The organism is Algibacter amylolyticus (genome assembly GCF_014202225.1).
Lineage (GTDB): Bacteria > Bacteroidota > Bacteroidia > Flavobacteriales > Flavobacteriaceae > Algibacter_B > Algibacter_B amylolyticus.
On the sequence record NZ_JACHGE010000002.1, the window covers coordinates 403,494 to 429,310 of the forward strand.

The 25,817-nt window shown below is 33.3% G+C and carries 21 protein-coding genes and 2 tRNA genes; 14 read left to right on the plus strand and 9 right to left on the minus strand.

The genetic code is table 11. The annotated features are described in order from the left end of the window. The first annotated feature begins 20 nt into the window (after nt 1-20). From HNQ90_RS06865 to HNQ90_RS06880, 4 genes are all read left to right on the plus strand, one after another. Nucleotides 21-527: a porin family protein gene (locus HNQ90_RS06865; RefSeq protein WP_144117131.1), complete on the plus strand. Its 507-nt coding sequence runs from the start codon at nt 21-23 to the stop codon at nt 525-527. Between the two features lie 241 nt (nt 528-768). Beyond that, nucleotides 769-1,389, plus strand: coding sequence for an outer membrane beta-barrel protein (locus tag HNQ90_RS06870; RefSeq protein ID WP_144117132.1), 621 nt, complete (start codon nt 769-771; stop codon nt 1,387-1,389). An 83-nt stretch (nt 1,390-1,472) separates the two neighbouring features. Further along, nucleotides 1,473-1,886 (plus strand): type II 3-dehydroquinate dehydratase, encoded by a 414-nt coding sequence (aroQ, locus tag HNQ90_RS06875; RefSeq protein WP_144117133.1) that lies wholly within the window; start codon nt 1,473-1,475, stop codon nt 1,884-1,886. A 164-nt stretch (nt 1,887-2,050) separates the two neighbouring features. Beyond that, a complete protein-coding gene (locus tag HNQ90_RS06880) occupies nt 2,051-2,548 on the plus strand; it encodes a porin family protein (protein WP_144117134.1) in 498 nt (165 codons plus the stop codon). Between the two features lie 57 nt (nt 2,549-2,605). Here the strand turns inward: HNQ90_RS06880 and lpdA are convergent, their stop codons facing one another. After that, a complete protein-coding gene (gene lpdA, locus HNQ90_RS06885) occupies nt 2,606-3,982 on the minus strand; it encodes a dihydrolipoyl dehydrogenase (protein WP_144117135.1) in 1,377 nt (458 codons plus the stop codon). Nucleotides 3,983-4,161: 179 nt separating this feature from the next. Here lpdA and HNQ90_RS06890 point away from each other — a divergent pair, with 179 nt between their 5' ends. Beyond that, nucleotides 4,162-5,445, plus strand: a complete 1,284-nt coding sequence (locus tag HNQ90_RS06890; RefSeq protein ID WP_144117136.1) for an NAD(P)/FAD-dependent oxidoreductase — start codon at nt 4,162-4,164, stop codon at nt 5,443-5,445. Between the two features lie 409 nt (nt 5,446-5,854). Here HNQ90_RS06890 and HNQ90_RS06895 read toward each other — a convergent pair whose 3' ends face one another. Both HNQ90_RS06895 and msrB read right to left on the minus strand, forming a co-directional pair. Next, entirely contained in the window at nt 5,855-6,406 is a 552-nt protein-coding gene (locus HNQ90_RS06895; RefSeq protein ID WP_144117137.1) for a DUF1572 family protein, read from the minus strand. A gap of 89 nt (nt 6,407-6,495) precedes the next feature. Continuing rightward, nucleotides 6,496-6,978 carry a peptide-methionine (R)-S-oxide reductase MsrB gene (msrB, locus tag HNQ90_RS06900; RefSeq protein WP_144117138.1) on the minus strand — a complete coding sequence of 161 codons (483 nt, stop codon included), beginning with the start codon at nt 6,976-6,978 and terminating at the stop codon, nt 6,496-6,498. 164 nt (nt 6,979-7,142) lie between these two features. Between msrB and HNQ90_RS06905 the strand changes: the two genes are divergently transcribed. From HNQ90_RS06905 to HNQ90_RS06915, 3 genes are all read left to right on the plus strand, one after another. Then, complete coding sequence (locus HNQ90_RS06905) at nt 7,143-7,961, plus strand: M48 family metallopeptidase (protein WP_144117139.1); 819 nt, start codon at nt 7,143-7,145, stop codon at nt 7,959-7,961. A 67-nt stretch (nt 7,962-8,028) separates the two neighbouring features. After that, a complete protein-coding gene (locus HNQ90_RS06910; protein ID WP_144117140.1) occupies nt 8,029-9,384 on the plus strand; it encodes an MFS transporter in 1,356 nt (451 codons plus the stop codon). A gap of 10 nt (nt 9,385-9,394) precedes the next feature. Next, a complete protein-coding gene (locus tag HNQ90_RS06915; RefSeq protein WP_144117141.1) occupies nt 9,395-10,288 on the plus strand; it encodes a YihY/virulence factor BrkB family protein in 894 nt (297 codons plus the stop codon). A 157-nt stretch (nt 10,289-10,445) separates the two neighbouring features. On the opposite strand, the gene HNQ90_RS06920 is transcribed toward HNQ90_RS06915, so the two are convergent. Next, the gene (locus HNQ90_RS06920; RefSeq protein WP_144117142.1) at nt 10,446-12,992 is read right to left on the minus strand and encodes an ATP-dependent Clp protease ATP-binding subunit; all 2,547 of its coding nucleotides are present in this window, start codon (nt 12,990-12,992) and stop codon (nt 10,446-10,448) included. Nucleotides 12,993-13,414: 422 nt separating this feature from the next. Between HNQ90_RS06920 and gyrA the strand changes: the two genes are divergently transcribed. Continuing rightward, on the plus strand, nt 13,415-15,979 hold the full coding sequence (gyrA, locus tag HNQ90_RS06925; protein WP_144117143.1) for a DNA gyrase subunit A: 2,565 nt from the start codon (nt 13,415-13,417) through the stop codon (nt 15,977-15,979). Between the two features lie 17 nt (nt 15,980-15,996). Then, complete coding sequence (locus HNQ90_RS06930) at nt 15,997-17,247, plus strand: tetratricopeptide repeat protein (RefSeq protein ID WP_144117144.1); 1,251 nt, start codon at nt 15,997-15,999, stop codon at nt 17,245-17,247. 53 nt (nt 17,248-17,300) lie between these two features. Here the strand turns inward: HNQ90_RS06930 and HNQ90_RS06935 are convergent, their stop codons facing one another. Continuing rightward, nucleotides 17,301-18,050 carry a C40 family peptidase gene (locus tag HNQ90_RS06935; protein WP_144117145.1) on the minus strand — a complete coding sequence of 250 codons (750 nt, stop codon included), beginning with the start codon at nt 18,048-18,050 and terminating at the stop codon, nt 17,301-17,303. A gap of 92 nt (nt 18,051-18,142) precedes the next feature. Next, entirely contained in the window at nt 18,143-19,321 is a 1,179-nt protein-coding gene (locus tag HNQ90_RS06940; protein WP_144117146.1) for an acetyl-CoA C-acyltransferase, read from the minus strand. Nucleotides 19,322-19,690: 369 nt separating this feature from the next. Here HNQ90_RS06940 and HNQ90_RS06945 point away from each other — a divergent pair, with 369 nt between their 5' ends. The 3 genes from HNQ90_RS06945 to HNQ90_RS06955 all read left to right on the plus strand — a co-directional run bounded on the left by HNQ90_RS06945 (nt 19,691) and on the right by HNQ90_RS06955 (nt 22,041). Next, complete coding sequence (locus tag HNQ90_RS06945) at nt 19,691-21,745, plus strand: HD family phosphohydrolase (protein WP_144117147.1); 2,055 nt, start codon at nt 19,691-19,693, stop codon at nt 21,743-21,745. Nucleotides 21,746-21,845: 100 nt separating this feature from the next. After that, nucleotides 21,846-21,933 (plus strand) — tRNA-Ser (locus tag HNQ90_RS06950). Nucleotides 21,934-21,966: 33 nt separating this feature from the next. Further along, nucleotides 21,967-22,041 (plus strand) — tRNA-Pro (locus tag HNQ90_RS06955). Nucleotides 22,042-22,331: 290 nt separating this feature from the next. On the opposite strand, the gene HNQ90_RS06960 is transcribed toward HNQ90_RS06955, so the two are convergent. Next, complete coding sequence (locus HNQ90_RS06960; RefSeq protein ID WP_241678381.1) at nt 22,332-23,042, minus strand: alpha/beta hydrolase; 711 nt, start codon at nt 23,040-23,042, stop codon at nt 22,332-22,334. Nucleotides 23,043-23,404: 362 nt separating this feature from the next. Between HNQ90_RS06960 and HNQ90_RS06965 the strand changes: the two genes are divergently transcribed. Beyond that, complete coding sequence (locus HNQ90_RS06965; RefSeq protein ID WP_144117149.1) at nt 23,405-24,970, plus strand: solute:sodium symporter family transporter; 1,566 nt, start codon at nt 23,405-23,407, stop codon at nt 24,968-24,970. Between the two features lie 110 nt (nt 24,971-25,080). Here the strand turns inward: HNQ90_RS06965 and HNQ90_RS06970 are convergent, their stop codons facing one another. Both HNQ90_RS06970 and HNQ90_RS06975 read right to left on the minus strand, forming a co-directional pair. Continuing rightward, nucleotides 25,081-25,455 carry a hypothetical protein gene (locus HNQ90_RS06970; RefSeq protein ID WP_144117150.1) on the minus strand — a complete coding sequence of 125 codons (375 nt, stop codon included), beginning with the start codon at nt 25,453-25,455 and terminating at the stop codon, nt 25,081-25,083. 2 nt (nt 25,456-25,457) lie between these two features. Next, nucleotides 25,458-25,814: a DUF6686 family protein gene (locus tag HNQ90_RS06975; protein WP_144117151.1), complete on the minus strand. Its 357-nt coding sequence runs from the start codon at nt 25,812-25,814 to the stop codon at nt 25,458-25,460. Between the last annotated feature and the right edge of the window lie 3 nt (nt 25,815-25,817).

A 25,817-nucleotide genomic window follows, 5' to 3' on the forward strand; every position in this document is an offset into this window, starting at 1 on the left:
AACTAAAAACATTTTAAATTATGAAAAAATTATTTTTATGCGCTGCTATTGCAGTATTCGGATTAACAAGCGTTAGTGCTCAAAACTTTGGTTTAAAAGCAGGGGCTGATTTTGCTTCTATGAAGTTTAAAGCTGAAGGAGCAAGTGTTTCCACTTCAGAAACTGGCTTTTATATTGGAGCTTTTGCTGATATTGATGTTTCAGAATCATTTGTGTTTCAACCTAGTGTTATGTATGTTTCTATTGATGAATTAGATCAAATCGCTATTCCTCTTATGGCTAAAATTCCTGTTTCGGAGGAGTTTAGTGTTTTAGCTGGTCCTAGTTTAGGGATTTTGCTTGATACAGGAGAAGGTGTAAAGTCGTTAAATTTTGGTGTTGAAGCTGGAGCTGCATACGACATTTCTGAGCAGTTTTTTGTTGAAGCTAGATATAGTTTAGGTTTAGCTAACTTAATTGAAGATGCTCCAAGTGGGTATTCTTCTAAATTAAGTGGTTTTTTCGTTGGCGTAGGTTATAAGCTATAAATTTAAGTATTTAATAAAAAAAAGGGAAGTTAATAGCTTCCCTTTTTTTTTATGCAGTAAACTGAAATAAAAGCACTTAAAAGATAAAATAAATAGTACTTGGTTTTTAGTAAAAATATCCTTAAAAGCGCTTATTTAATCGATGAAATGCATTATATTTTAACATTTTATAGACTTCTACTACAGTTCTAAAAATTAGATTTGCCACCGAAATTATTCAAACAATCAAACTTAAACAATTATGAAAAAATTATTAATTATTGCTGCGGTTGCAGTATTCGGATTATCAAATGTAAATGCTCAAGATGATGCAAAAGCTTATGGATTTAATGAAGGTGATGTCTTTTTAGAAGGTAACATCGGATTTAGTAGTACTAATGACAAAAACTTTGATGAAAAAACAAACAGTTTTACAATTGCTCCTAAAGTTGGTTTCTTTTTAAATGAAGATTTAGCTATTGGAGGTCAATTAACTTTTAATTCATTTAAAGAAGAAGTTTCAGGAACTGATACTGTTGATAACTCTACATTTGGTGCTGGAGTGTTTGCTCGTTACTACTTTTTAGATTTAGGACAACGTTTTAAAACGTTTACTGAGTTTGGTATTGCTTATGCTACTAGTGATAATAAAATTAGCGACTTTAAAGTTAACGCTATTGGTGCTAGTTTAGACTTAGGTATTAACTATTTTGTAACAGAAAAAATTGCTTTAACTTTTGGTTTAAGAAACGTATTAGGTTTCACATCTACAAAGGCTGATGTTGATGGAGCTAAAGCAGAATCTAATTTTAACTTAGGATTTGGAGATGTTGCTAACCCTTTTAGTGGTAATGCTTCTTTTGGTTTATTATACAAATTATAATAAACATACCAAAATAATAGAAAAAAAAACCGAAGTTAATAGCTTCGGTTTTTTTATGCTCATTTTTTAAATATCTTTACTACATGAAAAAACTAATCATAATAAACGGTCCTAATTTAAATCTATTAGGAAAGAGAGAACCTAATATTTACGGAAGTTTGTCTTTTACAGAGTTTTTAGAAGAAGTGAAAGGTAAATACCCGGACGTCTCTATTGATTATTTTCAATCGAATATAGAGGGCGAATTAATAGATAAATTGCATGAAGTCGGTTTTAATTTTGATGGTATTATTTTAAACGCAGCGGCTTATACACATACTTCTATTGGTATTGGCGATGCTATTAAAGCTATTGAAACGCCCGTTGTAGAAGTGCATATTTCAAATACGTTTAATCGCGAGGAGTTTAGGCATCAATCTTTTATTTCTCCTAATGCTAAGGGCGTTATTCTTGGCTTTGGCTTACAAAGTTACGAGTTGGCTATTCAGAGCTTTTAGAATAAGGATGTAATTAGCTTCCTTGAAAGGTGAAAAGCACTAAATAAAAACCATGTAAAAAATGCGATTCAGTTTTGAATCGCATTTTTTATTATAAAATTTTTAAGATAAATTTAAATAATATAGTTTAGGTTTGTGTAGTATTAAATTTACAATTCTGTGCTGTGAGAGGAAACTTAATTATTTTATGGATAATCTGTCCTTGTTTTTGCAATGTTAATGGGCAAGAAAGTGATACTAAAAAGGAAGCGTCGTTTAACATTAGTAATGAGGTTAATATTAATAACGAAGTCTTACCCTTCGCTACCTACTTTTCAGAATATAATATAAGTAAAAACTGGATTTTAAGAGCTGAAAACGTGCAAACTAACTTTGGTGGTTTTAGTACAAATTATATGGTAAAAGATTTTCCTTTACTGGTAAAATATAGCATTAGTAATAAGTTTCATGTTTTGTTTGGGCCAACATTAAATTTATTACTCGTAAACGGAACGGTAGAAGAGGTAAGCCCATCCGGAACCTTAGGTGTACAATACGAGTTTAACGAATCGTTTTTAATGGATGCGAGGTTTAATTATAACTTAGAAAGTGAGAATTCTTTTAAAACCAGTATGCCAACTACTAATTCGATTTTAAAGTTGGGTGCTAAATATAAATTCTAAAAAAAATGCGATTCAGTTTTGAATCGCATTTTTTATATCGTTTAAACGTTTATAGTCTTATAAATGTATTACTTCGTCATAAGCAGCTGCAACAGCTTCCATTACCGCTTCACTCATTGTAGGGTGAGGGTGAATAGCTTTTAATACCTCGTGACCTGTAGTTTCAAGTTTACGTCCTAAAACAGCTTCAGCAATCATATCGGTAACTCCAGCACCAATCATGTGGCAACCTAACCATTCGCCATATTTGGCATCAAAAATAACTTTTACAAAGCCTTCTTTATTTCCACCAGCACTGGCTTTACCAGAAGCAGAGAACGGGAATTTACCAACTTTAATATCTAAACCTTTATCCTTTGCTTGCTTTTCAGTTAATCCAACCGATGCAATTTCAGGAGAACAATATGTACAACCTGGTATGTTTCCGTAGTCTATAGCTTCAACATGCATTCCTGCAAGTTTTTCTACACATAGTATCCCTTCCGCGGAAGCGACATGAGCTAAAGCTTGACCAGGAGTAACATCTCCAATAGCATAATAACCAGGAATGTTAGTTTGGTAAAAATCGTTAACAATAATTTTATCCCTATCAACAACAATGCCTACATCTTCTAAACCAATGTTTTCAATATTAGATTTAATACCAACGGCACTTAAAATAATATCTGCTTCAAGTACTTCTTCACCCTTACTTGTTTTTACTGTTGCTTTAACACCTTTTCCAGAAGTATCAACCGATGTTACTTCGGCCGATGTCATAACTTTAATTCCAGATTTTGTGAAAGAACGCTCTAATTGCTTAGATACATCATCATCCTCAACAGGAACAATTTTTGGTAAATACTCTACTATAGTAACTTCTGTACCAATAGAGTTATAAAAATATGCAAATTCAACACCAATAGCACCAGATCCAACCACAATCATTTTCTTTGGTTGTTTCTTTAAGGTCATGGCTTGTCTGTATCCAATTACCTTTTTGCCATCTTGTGGTAAACTTGGTAACTCACGAGAACGTGCACCAGTTGCAATTATAATATTGTTAGCGCTATATTCGGTACCATCAACTTCAACCTTTTTACCAGGTTTTAGTGTTCCGTAACCTTCTATAACATCAATTTTATTCTTCTTCATTAAAAACTGAACACCTTTGCTCATACCATCTGCAACCCCACGGCTACGTTTTACAACAGCATCAAAATCATGTTCTGCATCTTTTACTTTTAAACCATAGTCCTCAGCATGCTTTAGGTATTCAAAAACCTGAGCCGATTTTAATAAAGCTTTTGTTGGAATACAACCCCAGTTTAAGCATACGCCACCAAGATTTTCTTTTTCAACAATAGCGGTTTTAAAACCTAATTGTGATGCTCTAATAGCTGTTACATAACCACCAGGACCACTTCCAAGAACAATAATATCGTATTTACTCATTTGTTAAAAAGTTTAGAATGCGAATTTACGAAATCGATTTTTAAAAAAGAATAGAGAACTTATTAAATCCAAAAAAAAATATTAAGTAATATCCATTATGTAATTGTTGTTTTGTAACCTTATAATAAGGAATAGAATCTGTACTTGTTTTATTACCTTTGCGCTGCAAGTTTTTATTTATGAACATACCTAGAACGAGTTTTCCTCGCATTGTAATTATTGGCGGTGGTTTTGCAGGCGTTGCCTTAGCAAAAAAATTATCTAAACAAGAAGTGCAAGTTGTACTTTTAGATAAAAATAACTATCACACCTTTCAGCCTTTACTTTACCAAGTATCTACAGGTGGTTTAGAGCCAGACTCTATTGCTTACCCTATTCGTAAAATTTTAAAAGACTTTCCAAATTTTTATTTTCGATTAGCAGATGTCGAGGAGATAGATACTCAAAAAAACAAGGTAAAAACCAATATAGGTAACTTAAAATTCGATTATTTAGTAGTGGCTTCGGGATCTACAACAAACTTTTTTGGCAATACCGAAGTCGAAAGACACAGTATGGCCATGAAAACCATACCGCAGTCTTTAGATTTAAGAAGTTTAATTCTCGAAAATTTTGAAGATGCTCTTTTAACCTCAGATTTAAACGAGCGTAACGCTTTAATGAATTTTGTAATTGTAGGTGGCGGACCAACAGGCGTAGAGCTTGCCGGTGCATTGGCCGAAATAAAAAAAGGCATCTTGCCAAAAGATTATCCAGATTTAGATACGCGTTTGGCTCAAATTCATATCGTGCAATCTAGCAATTGCATATTAAAAGGTATGAGCGCGCAAGCCTCGGCAAAGGCAGAAGATTTTCTAGAAAAACTAGGCGTTAACGTATGGAAAAACGTTAGAGTAACCAATTACGATGGCAAAACGGTTACCACAAATACCGATTTAACCTTCGAAACCGCCACTCTAGTTTGGGCGGCAGGCGTAAAAGGAGCCACCATAAAAGGTCTAGATGCGCAAGATCTTGTTAGCCGTGGCAACAGGCTTTTGGTAAACGAGTTTAACCAAGTAAAAGGCTATAACCACATATTTGCTATTGGCGATATTGCCTGCTTGGTAAGTGATGAGTTTCCGCATGGTTTCCCAATGATGGCACAACCTGCCATACAACAAGGCGACCAATTAGGCGATAATATTTTAAAACTTATTGAAAACCAACATATGGAGCCCTTTAGCTATACCGACAAAGGTGCTATGGCAACAATTGGACGAAATAAAGCCGTAGTCGATTTAAAACGATGGAAATTTCAAGGCGTATTTGCTTGGTATGTTTGGATGTTTGTACACCTGTTTTTCCTAATAGGTTTCAGAAACCGAATGGTGGTGTTTGTAAATTGGGTGTATAATTATGTTCGTTTCGACAGGGAAGCCCGATTAATAATTCGTCCCTTTAAAAACAAACATAAAGTATAATAACCTTTGGGCGATTTCAGAAGAAAAATCGGGTCAGGCTTTACTCATCGGTTTATATTTTTAATATATTAAATCGTGAATATAAATATTTCAGCAGTCGCTTTTTTGTGTTGCATACGTGCAACAACACAAAAAGAACTTCAACAAATGCCTCAATCCTTATCGCGGGGCATACTTACTAAATAATGGTTTTAAGATTTAGTTTTTCACGCCTTTTATAGATTAGTTTTATTATAAGAAATAAGACCTACAAGGTTTTAAAAACCTCGCAGGTCAGGTAAACTTCTTAAATAATGCTAAGACTCCAGATCTTCACAAGAAAAAATACTTGCCTCTTTATTTTTATGACTTAAAGCTTATCACCACAACGAAACAAACTGCATACCGCGGCTGTATACTGTCAACTTGCTTAAAGATCATCAGTAAAATGTCTGCGCTCCTTCTCATTATTAAACTTGGCCTTATTATACGTGGCAGAATTACCTTTTGGAATAGATAACGATTTCCATTCCTTTCCTTTTAATAGTTTGCCTAAAAAAACAATTTGTCCTACGTGGTAAGCATAATGGGCTAGTTGCCTGTTTATGGCCTCTGTAACCGTGTGTCCGCCGTTTCTAATGTAAATAATATGTTCTAAATCTTCGGGTTTTAAAGCTCTAATAGCATTAAATAAACAAAACCATCCGCTTTCCCAAGTAGCTATTACAGCTTCTTCCGAAGTGAAGTCACTAACAAATTCATCATCCCTGTTTCGCCAGCTTTTCTCGCCATCTTCAGTTAAAAAATTGCTCCATCTGCTTCGCATATTGCCAGCTATGTGTTTAACAAGTATAGCAATACTATTGGCATCTTCATCACTTTGCCAAAGCATGTCATCAAAACTTAGCTGTTTAAACGTTTTATCGCCTAAGCTTTTGTAATACTCAAACTGTTTATTTACGCTTTCTAAATAACTTTCCATGTAATAAAGGTAAAGCGTCAATTTTTAAATAGCAAGCTTTTAATGCACTTCAATAATTTTTTGAAATTTGGATAGCAATTTATTTCCTTTTAGTTATTAGGAATAAACTTTAGCGACACGCCATTTATACAATGACGCATACCTGTGGTGCGCTTTGGTCCATCATTAAAAACATGTCCTAAATGACCGCCACATGTGGCACAATGCTCTTCGGTTCTGGCATAACCCAAATCGTAATCTGTAGAAAAACTAACATTGCCTTTTATTTCTCTATCAAAACTTGGCCAACCTGTACCAGAATCAAATTTATGAGCACTCTTAAATAAAGGTGTATCGCAACCTTTACAAACATAAATACCCTCTGCTTCGTTTTTGTTTAACGGACTTGAAAAAGCACGTTCTGTTCCTGCTTGTCTTAAAACATGAAATTCTTTAGCGCTTAATTGCGCTTTCCACTCAGCTTCTGTTTTATTTATTTTATAAGTCTCTTCCTTGGTATTTGTTTTTTTTTGCGCCGTAGAGTTGCAATTAAAAAATAAAACTAAGGCAAAAGCAATTATTAACTTGTTCATATATTCAATTTTTTTATAATGTTTAAGTCGAAATAATTTTCAAAACATAACAAAAGTACCATTAGGTTTTTTTAATATGTGACAAAAATATAATTTAAGTGTCCAATTAAAATAACAATGCATTTTTTATGTATTTTTAAGACTTGAAATTAAACCATCGAATTATGAAAATGAAATACACCCTTTGCTTAATAGCCATATCGGCTCTAGTATTTTCTTGTGCTACGAACCCCTTTACAGGAAAGAAAACGATGGCTTTAGTACCTAACTCTCAGTTGTTTCCAACAGCTTTTGCTCAATATGGTCAATTTTTGAATGAAAACAAAGTAATTACTGGAACTAAAGATTCCGAAATGATTACAAGAGTAGGGCAACGTATAGCAGTTGCTGCCGAACGTTGGTTGAATGCTAATGGAAATGAAGGGTATTTAAATGATTATAAATGGGAGTATAATTTAGTAGACGATGCTACTGTAAATGCATGGTGTATGCCAGGTGGTAAAATTGTATTTTATACTGGAATATTACCAATAGCAGAAAATGAAGCTGGTGTTGCAGCTATTATGGGGCATGAGGTAGCTCACGCTTTAGCTAACCACGGACAGCAACGTATGAGTGCTGGATATTTACAACAAGGTATTGCTGTTGCAGGAAATATTGCTATTAAAGATGAGAATGCAAGAAATGCTTTTAACCAATATTATGGTATTGGATCGCAATTAGGTGTTATGTTACCTTTTAGTAGAAGTCATGAAACTGAATCTGATCAAATCGGAATTTATTTAATGGCTATTGCGGGTTATAATCCAGATGAAGCTGCCGAATTATGGAAACGTATGAAAGCTAACAGTGGTGGTCAAGCTCCTGCTGAGTTTATGAGTACGCACCCATCAAACGATACAAGAATTGCTAACCTTACTAAATGGGCGCCAAGTGCAAAAGCCGAGGCTAAGAAATTTGGCGTTACTACATTTAGAAATTAGTATTAACGATATAAATAAAATATTTGCTTATTTTCGAAGCTGCTCATAAAAGGGCAGCTTTTTTATTATGGTATTTTTAGAGAAAGGAAGTAAAAAGTTATTAAATGCATGGGCCTTTTACGATTGGGCAAATTCTGTGTATACATTAACCATTGCTTCGTCTATATTTCCTATTTTTTACTCGGCATTGTTTCTTAAAAGTACTTCGGAAGTTAAAACGGTATTGGCTTTTGGTTTCGAGTTTAAAAGTACAGCGCTAATAACTTTTGTTACGGCATTTACTTTTTTGGTTGTTGCTTTTACTTCGCCAATTCTATCTGGTATTGCTGATTACGTAGGAAATAAAAAGAATTTTTTGAAATTTTTCTGTTATGTTGGTAGTATTGGTTGCATTGGTTTATACTGGTTTGATATTACTCCAGATAAGATTCATTTAAGTTTACTGTTTTATTTTATGGGGTTAATAGGATATTGGGGAAGCTTAGTGTTTTATAATTCGTATTTGCCAGATATAGCATTTCCGGAGCAACAAGATAGTATTAGTGCTAAAGGATTTTCGTTGGGGTATTTGGGTAGTGTTTTGTTATTGGTTTTAAATTTAGCCATGGTTATGTATCCATCTACTTTTTTTATTACCGATAAAATTTCAGAAAATGGCGAAATAATTGAATCTGCAGCCCAAGTAGGTATGCGTTATTCATTTGTGCTTGTAGGCTTATGGTGGATTGGTTTTAGTCAATATAGTTTTTACTGGTTGCCAAAAGGAACTTCTAACGGACATAAAGTCACTAGGGCTATTATATTTAATGGCTTTAAAGAATTGCGTTTAGTGTGGAAAGATTTAAACGAAAATTTAAGATTAAAACGCTATTTGCATGCCTTTTTTGTGTTTAGTATGGCTGTACAAACCATTATGTTGGTAGCTGTTTATTTTGGAGAAGAAGAAATTTTATGGGGAGATGGTGATGCTAAAACATTTGGATTAATAGGTAGTATTTTAATTATACAGCTTGTTGCCATTTTAGGGGCGTTTTTAACTTCTCTTGCTTCATCAAAATTCGGGAATATTAAAACGCTAATTGTAGTTAATATTACATGGATGGGATTGTGTTTTTATGCTTATACCATGCATACGCCAACGGAGTTTTATATTGCTGCTGGCTTGGTAGGTTTAGTAATGGGCGGGATACAAGCTTTGGCCCGTTCAACCTATTCTAAGTTTTTGCCAGAAACGGAAGATACCACTTCATATTTTAGTTTTTATGATGTTGCTGAAAAAATAGGGATTGTGATAGGTATGGTGATTTTTGCATTTATAGATCAGATAACTGGAAGCATGCGAAACGGAATTTTGTTTCTATTCGTTTTCTTTTTAGCTGGCATTATTTTACTTTTTAGAGTGCCTAATGAGCGTTTTAAATAAATGTTTTAAAATGAAAACCCAAGAAGTAAAAAACAAATTTAAAATTATTGATTTGCCAAAGCTTATAGTTAAGGCAAGTAAATCCTGGTTTAATAGTGATCCTTTTGAGAGAAGTGCTGTGGTAGCATATTACGCCATTTTATCTTTACCCGCATTAATGGTAATTATAGTAAATCTAGTAGGTGCTATTTGGGGTAAAGAGATAGTTCAAGGAGAATTGTTGGCTCAAATTTCTAAAGCATTGGGAACTCAGACTGCAGAATCGATAAGACTTATGATGGTTGATAGAGGAGAAGCCTCAACATCTATTTTTACTACATTAATTGGCGTTGGAACTTTAATTTATGGTTCTACGGGAGTGTTTTTTCAAATCCAGAATGTTTTAGACAAAATATGGAAAGCGAAACCAAGATTTAAAAATGGATTAATCGAGACTGTTTTTGGCAGGATTAAAAGCTTTGGGTTTATTCTTGTTATTGGCTTTTTGCTTTTAATTAGTTTTGTACTAACGTCTGCTTTAAGCGCTTTTGGTGAAAATTTAAAACATTATATACCAATAGATTTTGTTGACTATGTTTATTATTTAGATGTGATTCTTTCCTTGTTAATGATCTATGTGCTTTTTGCAACTATGTTTAAAATACTGCCAAATGCCAGAATACCATGGCGTGCTGTTCGTATTGGTGCTGCTCTTACGTCTGTGTTGTTCGTTTTAGGGAAATATCTTTTAGCACTATATTTTAGCGAAATGGAACCTGGATCTACTTATGGTGCTGCGGGAGCAATTATTTTGATTATGTTATGGGTGTCGTATTCTAGTTTAATTTTGTTTTACGGGGCTCATTTTACTAAAATTTATTCTGAGCATTATTTACACGAGGAACCCGAGCAAATTATTCCGTAATATAAAAATGGGTTCACTTAATAATAGGCTGTGTGTCTTCTCGCTGCATTCATAAAAATGTAAGATTTAAATATTTACTAATTTTACTTGTAATTATAAGGCATAAAAAAAGCCCGAATGTAACATTCGGGCTTTTAAATTTAATGTGCTTTTAAAATTATGATTCGGCTGGTTTTTCAGCTTTTTCAATTGATATTACAAGTTCATCAGAATCGTTGTTTAAATCAATCTTAATATTATCGCCATCTTGTAGATTTGATGCTACAATTTCTTCAGCTAAAGCATCTTCAACATATTTTTGAATCGCTCTTTTTAAAGGACGTGCTCCATATTGTTTATCGAAACCTTTTTCTGCTATATAGTCTTTTGCAGTTTCGGTAATTGTTAAAATGTAACCTAAACCTTTAATTCTATTTAATAGTTTCTCTAATTCAATATCGATGATTTTGTTAATGTCTTCTTTTTCTAAAGCATTAAAAACTACAACATCGTCTATTCTATTTAAGAATTCTGGTGCAAACGATTTTTTTAGCGCATTTTCAATAACGCTTTTTGCATTAGCATCTTCTTGAGCTTTTTGAGACGCTGTACCAAAACCAATTCCGGTACCAAAGTCTTTCAATTTACGAGCACCAATGTTAGACGTCATGATGATGATAGTATTTCTAAAATCAATTTTTCTGCCTAAACTATCTGTTAAATAGCCATCGTCAAGCACTTGAAGCAACATGTTAAATACATCTGGGTGTGCTTTTTCTATTTCATCTAAAAGAATAACCGCGTAAGGCTTTCTTCTAACTTTCTCCGTTAATTGTCCGCCTTCTTCATAGCCTACATATCCTGGAGGTGCTCCAATTAATCTAGAAATAGCGAATTTTTCCATGTATTCACTCATGTCAATTCTAACTAGAGAATCTTCACTATCAAATAATTCGCGAGATAGTACTTTTGCTAATTGGGTTTTTCCAACGCCTGTTTGCCCTAAAAATATAAACGAACCAATGGGCTTGTTAGGGTCTTTAAGTCCAGCTCTGTTACGTTGAATAGCCTTAACGACCTTAGCAACCGCATCATCTTGACCAATTACTTTTCCTTTTATAAGGTTAGGTAGTTCTGCTAATTTGTTAATTTCGGTTTGCGCAATTCTGTTAACAGGCACTCCGGTCATCATAGAAACTACATCGGCTACATTGTCTTCTGTAACAACTTCTCTATGCTGTTTGGTGTCTTCTTCCCATTTTTCTTGAGCTATTGCTAAATCTTTTTCAATGCGTTTTTCATCATCTCTAAGTTTTGCCGCCTCTTCGTATTTTTGCTTTCTAACAACAGCATTTTTTAATTCCTTGATATCTTCAAGTTGTTTTTCAAACTCAATAATTTGCTTAGGAACTTCAATGTTTGTTATGTGTACGCGCGACCCCGCTTCATCTAAAGCATCAATAGCTTTGTCTGGTAAAAAGCGTTCGGTCATGTATCTATTGGTTAATTTTACACAAGCTTCAATAGCTTCAGGTGTATAATCAACATTATGATGTTCTTCGTATTTGCCTTTTATGTTATTAAGAATCTCGATAGTTTCTTCAACCGTAGTTGGTTCTACAATAACCTTTTGAAAACGACGCTCTAAAGCACCATCTTTCTCGATATATTGTCTGTACTCATCTAAGGTTGTAGCACCAATACATTGTATTTCGCCTCTTGCTAAAGCTGGCTTAAACATGTTTGAAGCATCTAAACTCCCAGTGGCTCCTCCAGCACCAACAATGGTGTGTATTTCGTCAATAAACAAAATAACATCATCATTTTTTTCAAGCTCGTTCATTACGGCTTTCATGCGCTCTTCAAACTGTCCTCTGTATTTTGTTCCAGCAACTAAACTTGCCAAATCTAGAGTTACAACACGTTTATTAAATAATATACGCGATACTTTACGCTTAACAATTCTAAGTGCTAAACCTTCTGCTATGGCAGATTTACCAACTCCCGGTTCACCAATTAAAAGTGGGTTATTTTTCTTTCTTCTACTTAAAACTTGAGACACACGTTGTATTTCCTTTTCTCTACCTACAACAGGGTCAAGTTTGCCTTCTTCAGCCATCGCTGTTAAATCCCGTCCAAAATTATCTAAAACAGGAGTTTTTGACTTTTTATTCGTCTTACCTGTTGGAGCATTAAAAATGTTATCCTTTGTAGATTCTTCTTCTGGTGCATTGTCGTCATCTTGAAATTCAGACTTAGGCTCTATATAGTCGTTGTCGTTTGTAATCATAAGTTTAAATTGTTCTTTAACATTATCGTAATCTACTTTTAGCTTATTTAAAAGCTTGGTAGTGGGGTCGTTCTCGTTTCTTAAAATACAAAGTAATAAATGCGCCGTATTAATAGAGGTGCTTTGAAATAATTTGGCTTCTAAAAACGTGGTTTTTAGCGCTCGTTCTGCTTGTCTAGTGAGATGTAAGTTCTTTTTTTGATTAGAAGCTATTATGATATTAGGGTTCGCAGGACTTAATATTTCAACTTTTCGTCTTAAATGATTTAAATCTATATCTAAAGCATTTAAAATATTTATTGCTTTGCCGTCGCCATCGCGCAAAAGACCAAGCATAAGGTGTTCGGTGCCAATAAAATCATGACCTAAACGCAATGCTTCTTCTTTGCTGTACGCAATTACATTTTTTACTCTTGGGGAAAAATTATCATCCATAAATCGTGTCCTTTCTGCTTTAAAAATAGTAAAACATTTTAACTAAAGTCAAAAACTATACCTAAAAATGTGTTAATACTAAAAACATTTAGGTTTTAACAAGATTTTAAGTCTTAAAATTATGTTATGCCAAAGCAGAAAAAAACAATAATATCCTGTGCTTTGGATTAAGCTTTAGCACTAAAAAATGGAAAAAGAATAAGTGAAAAAGCCGAAAAACTAAATGTTTTGAGTACTTAGCGCTAATTGACGAAAAAAACTTTATTAAATCAAAATTTTAACGCTCATACTTATTAACGAATTAAGTCGTGTAAATTGTTAATAAATTACATGAAAAAGGAGGGCTCATAGTCGTACTGTGACTGTTGGAATTCTTATATTAGCGTGTTAAGAAATTTACATAAAACTAAATTAATTTATATATGGCAGAAGGAGAAAAATTGATCCCTATTAATATTGAGGATGAGATGAAATCGGCTTACATTGATTATTCAATGTCAGTCATTGTGTCACGTGCTTTACCAGATGTAAGAGATGGTTTAAAACCGGTTCATAGACGTGTACTTTACGGTATGCACGAACTGGGAGTTAGAGCTAATACAGCACATAAAAAGTCCGCAAGAATAGTTGGAGAAGTTTTAGGTAAGTATCACCCACACGGTGATACATCAGTATACGATGCTATGGTGCGTATGGCTCAAGAATGGAGTTTGCGTTATATGCTTGTAGATGGTCAAGGTAACTTTGGGTCAATTGATGGTGATAGTCCCGCAGCAATGCGTTATACAGAAGCGCGTATGCGTAAAATTTCTGAGGACATGTTGGCAGATATTGATAAGGAAACTGTAGATCATAAATTAAATTTTGATGATACGTTACAGGAACCAACAGTTTTACCAACTCGTATTCCAGGATTATTGGTTAACGGAGCTTCTGGTATTGCAGTAGGTATGGCTACAAATATGCCACCTCACAATTTAACCGAAGTTGTTAATGGTACAATAGCATACATTGAAAATAATGATATTGAAATTGATGAGCTAATTACACACATAAAAGCGCCAGATTTTCCAACAGGAGGAACAATTTATGGCTACGATGGTGTAAAGGAAGCTTTTCATACAGGTAGAGGTCGTATTGTAATGCGTGCTAAAACCAATATTGAAGAGGTAAACGGTCGTGAATGTATTATTGTTGACGAGATTCCATACCAAGTGAATAAGGCGGATATGATTAAGAAAACTGCCGACTTAGTTAACGATAAAAAGCTAGAAGGTATTTCGCTTATTCGAGATGAATCTGATAGAAACGGAATGCGAATTGTTTACGTTTTAAAACGTGATGCTATCCCGAATATCGTATTGAATAAGTTATTCAAATATACAGCGTTACAGTCCTCATTTAGTGTTAATAACATAGCATTAGTTAACGGGCGTCCGCAGATGTTAAACTTAAAAGAATTAATTCATTATTTTGTTGAACACAGACATGAGGTAGTAGTAAGACGTACTACTTATGAATTGCGTAAAGCAGAGGAGAGAGCTCATATCTTAGAGGGTTTAATTATTGCTTCAGATAATATTGATGAAGTTATTAAAATAATTAGAGCATCATCGAATGCAGATGAAGCAAGAGCTAACTTAATTGAACGTTTTAAACTCTCTGAAATTCAAGCTAAAGCAATTGTAGAGATGAGATTGCGTCAGCTTACTGGTTTAGAGCAAGATAAGTTGCGTGGAGAGTACGAAGAAATTATGAAGACTATTATCGATCTTAAGGATATCTTAGAGAAAAAAGATCGTAGAATGAACATCATAAAAGAAGAGTTAGAAGTAGTAAGAGAAAAGTATGGTGATGAGCGTCGTTCTGTAATTGAATACGCTGGTGGAGATTTAAGTATTGAAGATATGATTCCTAACGAAAAAGTGGTAATCACTATTTCTCATGCAGGTTATATTAAACGTACATCTTTAACAGAATACAAAACTCAAAATAGAGGTGGTGTAGGGCAAAAAGCATCTACCACAAGAAATGAAGATTTCCTAGAGCATTTATTTGTTGGTACAAATCACCAATACATGTTATTCTTTACTCAAAAAGGAAAATGTTTCTGGATGCGGGTTTACGAAATACCAGAAGGTAGTAAAACATCTAAAGGTAGAGCTATTCAAAACCTTATAAATATTGAGCAAGACGATAAGGTAATGGCATTTATTTGTACTCAAGATTTAAAAGATGAAGAGTATATTAACAGTCATTACGTCATTATGGCGACTAAAAAAGGTCAAGTTAAAAAGACCTCATTAGAGCAGTATTCTCGTCCTAGAACAAACGGAATTAACGCCATTACTATTAAAGATGACGATGTTTTATTAGAAGCTAAATTAACTACAGGCGAAAGTCAAGTTATGTTAGCTTTAAAATCTGGTAAAGCTATTCGTTTCGAAGAGGCTAAAACTCGACCTATGGGACGTGGTGCTTCAGGAGTAAGAGGTATTCGTTTACAAGATGAAAAAACAGACGAAGTTATTGGTATGATTGCTGTCGATGATATGGAGAGTAACGTACTTGTTGTATCAGAGAACGGTTATGGTAAGCGTTCTAGCTTAGAGGACTACAGAATTACCAATCGTGGTGGAAAAGGTGTGAAAACCATTTCTATTACAGAAAAAACAGGTAACTTAGTGTCTATTAAAAATGTGACAGACGACGATGATTTAATGATTATCAATAAATCTGGTATAGCTATTAGAATGGCTGTAAAAGATTTAAGAGTTATGGGACGTGCTACTCAAGGTGTTAAATTAATTAACCTTAAAGGTAAAGACTCAATAGCCGCTGTTGCAAAAGTGATGCATGATGAAGATGAAGTGGAATTAGACGAGGATGGAAATGTAATAATCGCTGAAGATAGCGAAAACATTGATGCTTCTGATGATGGCACAACTCTTGATACTGATATAGAAGATAATAACACTGAATCTTAAATTTAATATTATTTAAAATGAAAAAACAATTAATCATCGCTTTAGCATTTTCAATAAGTGCATTTACATTTGCACAGAAAAAAGAATTGAAACTTGCAGAGAAAGCTATTAAAAGTAACAATTTCGCTGAAGCTAAAGCAGCTATTACTCAAGCTGAAGGCTTATTGTCTGGTATGGACGATAAGTTGAAAGCTAAGTTATACTTCTTAAAAGGGCAAGCTCTGTACGCTAACGGAAAAGGAAGCATTAATGATATTAGTGCGGCTCTTGAAAATTTAGAGAAGGTAGAAGGGGCTTATGGCTCTGAAATTAAAGAGATGAAGCAAACCATTTCTAACAACTTAATTACTACTGGTAATAAAGCTTATGAAGGTCAGGATTATTCTAAGGCTTCAAAGTATTTTGAAAAAGCATATAGAGTAAAAACTCAAGATACTATGTTTCTTTACTATGCGGCGGCAACTGCTGTAAACGAACAGGAATACGATAGAGCTTTAAGTCTTTATGAAGAGCTAAAAGATTTGGGATACACCGGAGTTTCAAAAGAATATTTTGCAACAAATAAGGAGACTGGTGAAGAAGAAATCTTAACCAAAGAAACTCGAGATTTATACGTAAAAACGGGAACTTATATCAAGCCAGGTGAGCGCACAACGGAATCGAAAAAACCTGAGATTGTTAAAAATATAGCGCTTATTTATATTTCTAATGGCGATAATGAAAAAGCGCTTACAGCAATTAAAGACGCTAGAGCTGAAAATCCAGACAATGTAGATTTAATTATTAACGAAGCTAATATTTATTTACAGTTAAAGGATGAAGATAAATTTAAAGATCTTATTGAACAAGCTTTAGTTAAGCAACCAGATAACGCATCATTACATTATAATGTTGGTGTTGTTAATATGAATAAAGGTGATTCAGAAGCTGCTAAAAAATCTTTTGAGAAAGTATTAAGTTTAGAGCCTAGTTATTCTGATGCTGCATTAAACCTTTCAAATTATTATATTGAAAAAGGAAACGTGGTAATTGAAGCTATGGGGAAACTTGGTATGAGTAAAGCTGATGACGCTAAATACGAAAAATTTAAGGTTGAAAAGAATCAGTTGTTTCAAAACGGAGCTGATATTCTACTTGATTTTATAAGTAAGAATCCGGATACTAAATCTGATATTTATACGCAGTTAAAAAACATTTATTTAGCTTTAGGTGAAACAGCCAAAGCAAATGAAATGAGCAATAAAATTGCAGCAATGTCTGGTCAATAAGGCAATCTGTTTTCATAAATTTATATAAGAAAGCCGCTATTTAGCGGCTTTTTTTATATTATCTTTTTTATAACGCGGAGTTTATGTGTGTGCATTTTTTTGTCAACATTATAAATACCAGAATGGTCTAAGCGGTCAATTCTAACTTTACCGTGGGCATGTATAATGTAGTTGTCCTCCATGATAATACCAACGTGCGTTATTATACCTTCGTTGTTATCAAAAAAGGCTAAATCACCTGGTTCGCTTTCTTCTATAAAACTTAAAGCTTCTCCTTGAGTTGCTTGTTGCGAGGCATCACGCAATAATTTATAACCATTAAGCTTGTAAACCATTTGTGTAAATCCAGAGCAATCAATACCAAAAGGTGTTTTTCCACCCCACAAATACGGCGCATTTAAATAAGTAAATGCCGTTTGGATAATATTAGATTTTTCCAGTTTTCTATTAATGGAGTTGCCTTCGTAATTATGATTTACTAAGGATAGTCCGTTTAAACTAGAGCCAATGGTTATAGGGAATAGCTGATTGTTTTTATCTTCAATAAACTCAACTAAATCGGTTGATAATATTGGGTTTTGGTTATGTAGGTCTTTATATTGTTCTTCAGTAATTTCGGCATACTGTTTATTGTCCACCCAACCTTCATATTTATCAAAAGCTAGTCTAATTTTAGTCCATTGCTTACGTTGTTCTAAAATTTTAAAAAAGTCGCCATATATAACTTGCGAAATTAATTCACTAGCATCTGCTGGTTCATTTCGAAGCGGAACAATGCTTAAATTACAAATACCGTATTGCATTAAAAAAATAGTGTTATAAAATATCTAAAAAGAAAAATAGCTCTGTGGTCCATTGGGGTAAATACTGTTTTAGCCGGTTGTAACTTTATCTGTTAAGGACGTTCAATAATTACAGCAGAAGCACCACCACCACCATTACAAATAGCTGCAGCACCAATTTTCGCGTTATTTTGTTCTAAAACATTCAATAGAGTAATTAAAATTCTAACTCCAGAACATCCAAGTGGATGGCCTAATGAAACCGCACCACCATTAACATTTACATTTTTATCTGTAAGGCCTAATATTTTAATATTAGCTAAACCTACAACAGAAAAAGCTTCGTTAAATTCAAAAAAGTCAACATCATTTAAAGAAATTCCTGCTTTGCTTAAAGCTTTAGGTAACGCCTTAGATGGCGCTGTTGTAAACCATTCTGGTTCGTGAGCAGCATCAGCATAACTTTTTATGGTTGCTAAAATTTTTAGTCCTAATTCTTGTGCTTTTTCCTTACTCATTAAAACCATGGAGCCTGCACCATCATTTATCGTCGAAGCGTTTGCAGCAGTTACTGTACCATCCTTAGAAAAAGCCGGTCGTAATTGCGGAATTTTATCCATTCTTACGTTGCTGTATTCTTCATCTTTAACTACTATTATAGGTTCTCCACGACGTTGAGGCACTTCAACAGGTACTATTTCATTATTAAATTTACCGTTATCCCAAGCCGCTGCCGACCTGTTATAGGATTGTATAGCGTACGCATCTTGATCTTCTCTAGAAAACTCATATTTGGTGGCACATGCATCGGCACAAACACCCATTGCATTTTGATCGTAAACATCAACTAATCCATCTTTCTGCATACCATCTACCAAGGTAGTCGGTCCAAATTTTGTCGCGTTTCTAGCGTATAAATAGTGTGGTATTAGACTCATGTTTTCCATACCGCCAGCAACCACAATATTTGCGTCACCTAATGCTATAGCTTGTGCGGCCTGCATTACGGTTTTCATACCCGAAGCACATACTTTGTTTATTGTTGTACAAGGCACTGTATTTGGAATGCCAGCAAAAATAGCAGCTTGTCTTGCTGGAGCTTGACCGGTTCCAGCCTGCACCACGTTACCCATTAGAACTTCGTCAACTAGTTCTGGACTTAAATTTATTTTTTCTAAAGCGCCTTTAATAGCAATGGCTCCTAACTTAGGAGCTGGTATAGTTGATAAAGCACCCATAAAACTTCCAATAGGAGTTCTTGCTGCAGAAACAATTACGACTTCTTTATTCATCAATTTAAGGTTTTAGTGTAGTACTTGCGAAAATAACGATTTTTTAGTAGAAATTTGAAAGATTAGAATAGAACTAATCACCTTGCTTTTTGTTTCTCTTAAAAGCAGTCGTTTAATCTCATGTTTTTAGCGTTTTTTAAAGTTTATATTTAGGTAAAATTTAAAAAGTTTAACTAACTGGATATATTGGTTAAGGAGTAAAAAAATGTTAATAGGACTTGCGTGTAAAACCCATTATAAGGCAATAAATTTATTACATTTGATTTTTAGACGAATTTAATGATATCTAGCGGAATAATTTAGGGCAGCTATTTATCTAGTTGATGCTAAATTGCGCACCATTCATTTAGAAGGATTGAATACAAATACATGAAAGACTTAATAAATAAACTATATAAAAATCATGCTTTAATATATAAAGTCTTGTTGTTTATATGCACCACATTTTTAATTGTTTATTTGTTTCCTAAAAGCGGGAAGTTTAAATATAGTTTTGAAAAAGGCAAACCTTGGCAATCTGAAAGTTTACAAGCACCGTTTGATTTTGCAATTAAAAAAACAGATGCTGAAATTGCTTCAGAAAAAAAGAGTATTACAGAGCATGCAACGCTGTATTTCGATTTAGATAATACTGTACAGAAAAAGGTTAATGATTCTTATAACGAGCAGTTTGCAGTTTCATTTCCCGATTCTTTATCTAGGAGTATTTCAATTAAATTGTTTGATGCAGGTAAGCAAGTGGTTTCAGAATTGTATGCTTATGGCGTTTTAAGTGAAAACTACGATTTTGATAAGGATAGATCCATTGTTATATTGGATGGAAGAGAAAAAAAACAAGATGGTTTCTATTCTAATCTTGTCAAGCAAAACGACGTAACCCGTGTTATAGAAAGCGTATTAGCAAAAAGTAATTTGTCTAGTTTTAAAACTCAGTTTTTAGCGTTTTGTTTCGATTTAATTGAACCTAATATTACCTATAATAAATCTTTTACGGATAAGGCTATTAATGATGAATTAAGCCGAATATCACATACAAGAGGAAGTGTTGCCAAAGAAACTTTAATTGTCTCTAAGGGTGAAGTTATTGAAGGCGATAAATATCAAATTTTAAAATCTTTACAGTCAGAATACGAATCTCAGGTTTGGAACGAATCTAATTACAATTGGGTTTTGTTCGCTTATACGCTACTTGTGGCTTTAGCGCTATTAATGTTACTTCTTTTTTTAAGAAAATATAGAATAGCCGTTTTTGAGAATAACACCAAAGTGACCTTTATATTTTTTAATATATTATTGATGGTTTTTATTACCACTTTGGTGGTTAAATACGATTCTAAATATATTTATATTGTTCCAATATGTATTTTACCATTAGTGTTTAAAGCCTTTTTTGATGCGCGCCTTGGTTTATTTGCACATGTATTAACAGTGCTTTTATTAGGGTTCATTGTGCCCAATAGTTACGAGTATTTGTTTTTGCAAATTATAGCAGGAATTGTAACTATTTTAACGGTATCCGAGCTTTATAAACGGGCTAATTTGTTTATTTCGGTAGGGCAGATAACACTTATTTATATTATAGCTTATTTTGCTTTTTTTGTAATTCACGAAGGAAGTGTTGAAACCTTAAAGTGGGAAACATTTATATGGTTTATTTTATGTGGATTAGCGACCTTGTTTGTGCAGCCTTTAATATATGCTTATGAAAAGCTTTTTGGGTTAGTTTCAGATGTGTCACTTCTAGAACTTTCTGATACCAATAGTAAATTACTAAAAGAGCTTTCAAATAAAGCACCAGGCACATTTCATCACTCATTAAACGTAGCAAATTTAGCAGAATCGTCGGCTAATGAAATTGGAGCAAATGCGATGTTAGTTAGGGTAGGAGCACTGTATCATGATATTGGTAAAATGAAAAACCCTACGTATTACACCGAAAATCAATCCACAGGTATCAATCCGCACGATGAGTTATCCTCCAAAGAAAGTGCTAAAATAATTACCGATCATGTTATTGATGGTATAGAAATCGCGAGAAAAAATAATTTACCAGATAGAGTTATTGATTTTATAAGAACGCATCATGGTACTAGTGTTGTATATTACTTTTATATGCAAGAAAAAAAGGATTATCCAGATATGGAAATCGATAAATTAGATTTTAGCTATCCCGGACCTAAACCATTTAGTAAAGAAACGGCTATATTAATGATGTGCGATAGTATTGAAGCGGCATCTAAAAGCTTGAAGGAGCCAACCTCAACCAAAATTGAAGCCTTTGTAGAAAAAATTATAAATAAACAGATTGAAGAAGGTCAATTTTTAAATGCGAACATAACTTTTAAAGAAATTCAATCGATAAAAAAAGTGCTAAAGCACAAGCTTGCAAACATTTATCATTTAAGAATTGAATATCCTGAATAAAAAGTAAAAAAAACTTGAAAAATGTTTGCGTTCTTTAAGATAAAAACTAAATTTGCATCCGCATTTAAAAACAAATGCGTAGTTCATTTAATAAATTACTGGAGAGGTGCCTGAGTGGCCGAAAGGAACGGTTTGCTAAATCGTCGTACCCCAAAAGGGTACCCGGGGTTCGAATCCCCGTCTCTCCGCAAGTTTCTTCATTGAAATTTAGATAACCAATTCGGGGTGTAGCGTAGCCCGGTTATCGCGCCGCGTTTGGGACGCGGAGGTCGCAGGTTCGAATCCTGCCACCCCGACTAACCTAGAGATAGGTATTATTTAAAACACCGTTAATCCATGATTAACGGTGTTTTTTGTTTTATATGGTTTAGTTTGGTGTCATTTAAAATTAAATAAAAGGTGCGCAATTAGGTGTACACTTTTCTCAGCTAATAGGTGCACTTCAATAAATAATTTGACTTTTATTTTTATCCCACAATAGTGTAATTATAGCTATAAGTTATGCACATCAAAAGCTTATATTAAATTATAAGGTAATGCATTAATATTTAATAAAAGGTATTTAAAACTGAAGTAAGAAGAGTTTCTATTTTTTGAAATAATCATTAAAATAAGTTAACTGATACTTTATAGCATTAGACCAGTAATTCCAATCATGACCTCCTGGACGTTCAATATAATCGTGGGCTATATTTCTTTCCAATAATTTTTTGTGTAAGTTTTTATTTACTTGGTAAAAGAAATCATTAGTACCGCAATCGAAAATTATTTTTAAGTTGCCATCTAGTAAATACACTAAGTTTATTATCGTGTTTTCTTCCCAAGCATCTTTATTTTTAGGGTATGTTCCTAAACGTTTAGAAATATCCCAATTATTAGGAAAAGGCCTAATGTCTACACCACCACTCATACTGCCTGTTGCTCCCCAAATATCTTGATGTTTAAAGGCAAGATATAATGCACCATGTCCTCCCATACTTAGTCCCGTTATAGCACGTCCTTTTTTTTCTGTAATTGTTTTGTATTTGCTATCAATGGCTTCAATTAGCTCCTTAGAGATGTAAGTTTCGTATTGCATCTTTGTATCTATAGGGCTATCAAAATACCAACTAGTAATTCCTCCATCAGGGCATACTATAATTATGTCGAATTTTTTGGCATATTCTTGTAATGCAGGTACATGTTTTAACCATTCTGTATAGTTTCCATTAGCGCCATGAAGTAGGTATAATACAGGCTTTTTGTAACCCGAAGAATTATCTGGAGTAATAATTAAGTTCGGAATGTTTTTCTGCATGGTTTTACTATAAACCAAAAGAGTATCAATTTGTGAGTTTACAGAACTTATACATAATATCCCAATTAGGAGGCCAATTAGTTTTTTTTTGAAGTGGTACATAACACAGTTTTTATTTAAAAATGATAGGGTTAATCGTTTTGAAAAACTATTTAATAGTGGTATTAAATGTTTTAGTAGAGTCGTGTTTTAAAAATTTTATAATAAATTGATTTTATGTGAAAAATTATGAAGACTTTCTCTATTTCTTTAAAATAACTGTAAATATAACACATATTAATTTTCGTTTAGATGTTCTCTCAAATAAATCTGTATATTTACGATTATTAAACTAAAAACTAAATAGATAAAAATTTTAAATTATGGGAATAATATCGTTTGTTGGCTTTACTTTACTTGTTGCAATTATTGCGTGGTGGTCCACTAGAAAAACCAATGAGAATACCTCCGATGGCTATTTTTTAGGGGGAAGAAGTTTAACAGGTCCAGTAATTGCCGGTTCGTTGTTGCTTACAAATTTATCTACCGAACAAATTGTAGGTATGAATGGTGTATCATTTAGAGATGGACTTCCTATAATGGCTTATGAAGTTATAGCAGCTATTGCTATGGTTTTTACTGCCTTTGTTTTATTACCAAAGTACCTTACAGTAGGTATAGCAACCATTCCGCAATTTCTTGAAAAGCGTTATGGTAAAACAACAAAAACTATTGTTTCTTTATTGTTCTTATTGGGTTATGCTATTTCAATGTTACCAACAGTTTTGTATTCTGGGGCATTGGCTATTAATAGTATGTTTGATATTCCTGAAATGTTAGGAATGGAGCCTGTTGCTGCACTTTGGGTAACTGTTTGGTCTATTGGAATTATAGGTAGTATTTATGCTATTTTTGGTGGGCTAAAAGCCGTTGCCGTTTCAGATTCAATTAACGCTGTTGGTTTAATTATTGGAGGATCATTAATTCCCGTTTTTGGTTTAATGTATATTGGTGATGGAAATATGTTTGACGGATTAAATATTCTAACAACTAGTTTACCTGAAAAGTTTGATATTATAGGTGGTCCAGATTCTGATGTGCCGTTTTGGACATTATTTACTGGTATGATAATAGTAAATTTTTATTACTGGGGAACAAATCAAGCTATTATTCAAAGAGCGTTAGGTGCTAAAAATTTAAAGGAAGGACAAAAAGGACTTTTATTAGCTGCATTTATTAAAATATTAGGACCTATTATTGTGGTATTACCTGGTATTATAGCATTTTATATTTTTAATGGCGATATTCCTAATGCAGATGAGGCCTACCCAATGCTTGTTAAAAAAGTACTGCCAGCAGCCTTTATTGGTTTCTTTGCAGCTGTATTGTTTGGTGCTATTTTAAGTTCATTTAATAGTGCGCTAAATAGCTCTGTTACCTTGTTTGGTCTAGATTTTTATAAAGAATATATTAATAAGGATGCCTCAGAAATGAAGGTTGTGAAAGCAGGAAAAACTTTCGGTGTTGTATTAGCCGTTTTTTCTATGGCTATTGCACCCATGTTATATGGTGTTCAGGGTGGTGTTTTTACCTATTTACAGCAACTAAATGGAACACATAGTGTGCCTATTTTAGCTATAATTATTGTTGGAATATTTTCAAAACGCGTGACTGGTAAATCGGCTAATATTGCCATTTTATTTAGTGCAATAACCTATTTAATTATATTATATGTTATTAAGCCGGATATTCACTTCTTACACCTTATGGGGCTTCTTTTCGTGTTAACAATTGCTCTTATGTTTATTATTAGTCATTTTAAACCAAGAGAAACAGCATTTGAGGAAGAGTATACTAAACAAGTGGATATTACGCCATGGAAATACTTAAAGCCTGTTGGTTATACAGTGTGTACTCTAGTAATATTACTTTACGTGTACCTATCCTAAAAAAAGAGATTTTTTGATATTATTAATAAAGGTGCTACTTAATTTAAAAGTAACACCTTTTTTTTAGAAAAACGAAGTAAGTGTTCTGGTAACAGGATATCTAAGAAAGGTTAAAATTTGTTTTTTCTGTTTGTATTTTGATTTTTGTAGTGTTTTAAACCAGTATTTAATTCAAGTTCGTACAACGTACCTATAACTAAGTTTTCAATGCCAATTAAGTCTTCGTAATTTAAAACAAAACTAACTTGAGGGGCTGGAGTTTCCAAAAGCATGAGCTGTTCTTGATTGTTGCTATTACAAGTAGTAATTAGTTTATTTATAGAGGTTTCAATATGTTGTAAAAAAGTGAGTAATTCTAAGGCTGTAAAATGCAATGCAGTATTATTAAAAACTAAATTTATTTTTTTGTAATCCTCTACGGCACAGCGCTTCCACCAAAAAACTAAACCAAAATCATTTCTATATATTACTGTAATATCGTCCATGTTTAATTTAAAATTAGCGTATAATCGATATCTTTTGTTGTTAAGTTCTTAGTAAAAACATGGTTTGAAGTAGTGGAAAAAAGGTGTTTTAGTTCTAAAATTTCTTGGCTATTAAACATTAAAACTAGATTGTGCTGCATGGATGGAATAGGGATTTTACGTTTTACTCTAGCCGATGCATATTTAATTTGCCAGTATTCAATTTCTAGATCTAGTATATAAGATTTAAATTGTTTAAACTCTTTTTTGTTAAGCTCCAGGTATATATTATTAAATTCTAAATGATAAATTTCACATTGGCAACACAGGTATAATTCGCCGCTTTTTACTTTAGAAAGTACTTTTATTTTGGTACACATGGT

Bases quoted from the DNA above. Each gene is read 5' to 3' on its own strand.
- HNQ90_RS06865 (WP_144117131.1), top strand. From the start codon at position 21: ATGAAAAAATTATTTTTATGCGCTGCTATTGCAGTATTCGGATTAACA.
- HNQ90_RS06870 (WP_144117132.1), top strand. From the start codon at position 769: ATGAAAAAATTATTAATTATTGCTGCGGTTGCAGTATTCGGATTATCA.
- aroQ (WP_144117133.1), top strand. From the start codon at position 1,473: ATGAAAAAACTAATCATAATAAACGGTCCTAATTTAAATCTATTAGGA.
- lpdA (WP_144117135.1), bottom strand. From the start codon at position 3,982: ATGAGTAAATACGATATTATTGTTCTTGGAAGTGGTCCTGGTGGTTAT.
- HNQ90_RS06890 (WP_144117136.1), top strand. From the start codon at position 4,162: ATGAACATACCTAGAACGAGTTTTCCTCGCATTGTAATTATTGGCGGT.
- HNQ90_RS06895 (WP_144117137.1), bottom strand. From the start codon at position 6,406: ATGGAAAGTTATTTAGAAAGCGTAAATAAACAGTTTGAGTATTACAAA.
- msrB (WP_144117138.1), bottom strand. From the start codon at position 6,978: ATGAACAAGTTAATAATTGCTTTTGCCTTAGTTTTATTTTTTAATTGC.
- HNQ90_RS06905 (WP_144117139.1), top strand. From the start codon at position 7,143: ATGAAAATGAAATACACCCTTTGCTTAATAGCCATATCGGCTCTAGTA.
- HNQ90_RS06910 (WP_144117140.1), top strand. From the start codon at position 8,029: ATGGTATTTTTAGAGAAAGGAAGTAAAAAGTTATTAAATGCATGGGCC.
- HNQ90_RS06915 (WP_144117141.1), top strand. From the start codon at position 9,395: ATGAAAACCCAAGAAGTAAAAAACAAATTTAAAATTATTGATTTGCCA.
- HNQ90_RS06920 (WP_144117142.1), bottom strand. From the start codon at position 12,992: ATGGATGATAATTTTTCCCCAAGAGTAAAAAATGTAATTGCGTACAGC.
- gyrA (WP_144117143.1), top strand. From the start codon at position 13,415: ATGGCAGAAGGAGAAAAATTGATCCCTATTAATATTGAGGATGAGATG.
- HNQ90_RS06930 (WP_144117144.1), top strand. From the start codon at position 15,997: ATGAAAAAACAATTAATCATCGCTTTAGCATTTTCAATAAGTGCATTT.
- HNQ90_RS06935 (WP_144117145.1), bottom strand. From the start codon at position 18,050: ATGCAATACGGTATTTGTAATTTAAGCATTGTTCCGCTTCGAAATGAA.
- HNQ90_RS06940 (WP_144117146.1), bottom strand. From the start codon at position 19,321: ATGAATAAAGAAGTCGTAATTGTTTCTGCAGCAAGAACTCCTATTGGA.
- HNQ90_RS06945 (WP_144117147.1), top strand. From the start codon at position 19,691: ATGAAAGACTTAATAAATAAACTATATAAAAATCATGCTTTAATATAT.
- HNQ90_RS06960 (WP_241678381.1), bottom strand. From the start codon at position 23,042: ATGCAGAAAAACATTCCGAACTTAATTATTACTCCAGATAATTCTTCG.
- HNQ90_RS06965 (WP_144117149.1), top strand. From the start codon at position 23,405: ATGGGAATAATATCGTTTGTTGGCTTTACTTTACTTGTTGCAATTATT.
- HNQ90_RS06970 (WP_144117150.1), bottom strand. From the start codon at position 25,455: ATGGACGATATTACAGTAATATATAGAAATGATTTTGGTTTAGTTTTT.
- HNQ90_RS06975 (WP_144117151.1), bottom strand. From the start codon at position 25,814: ATGTGTACCAAAATAAAAGTACTTTCTAAAGTAAAAAGCGGCGAATTA.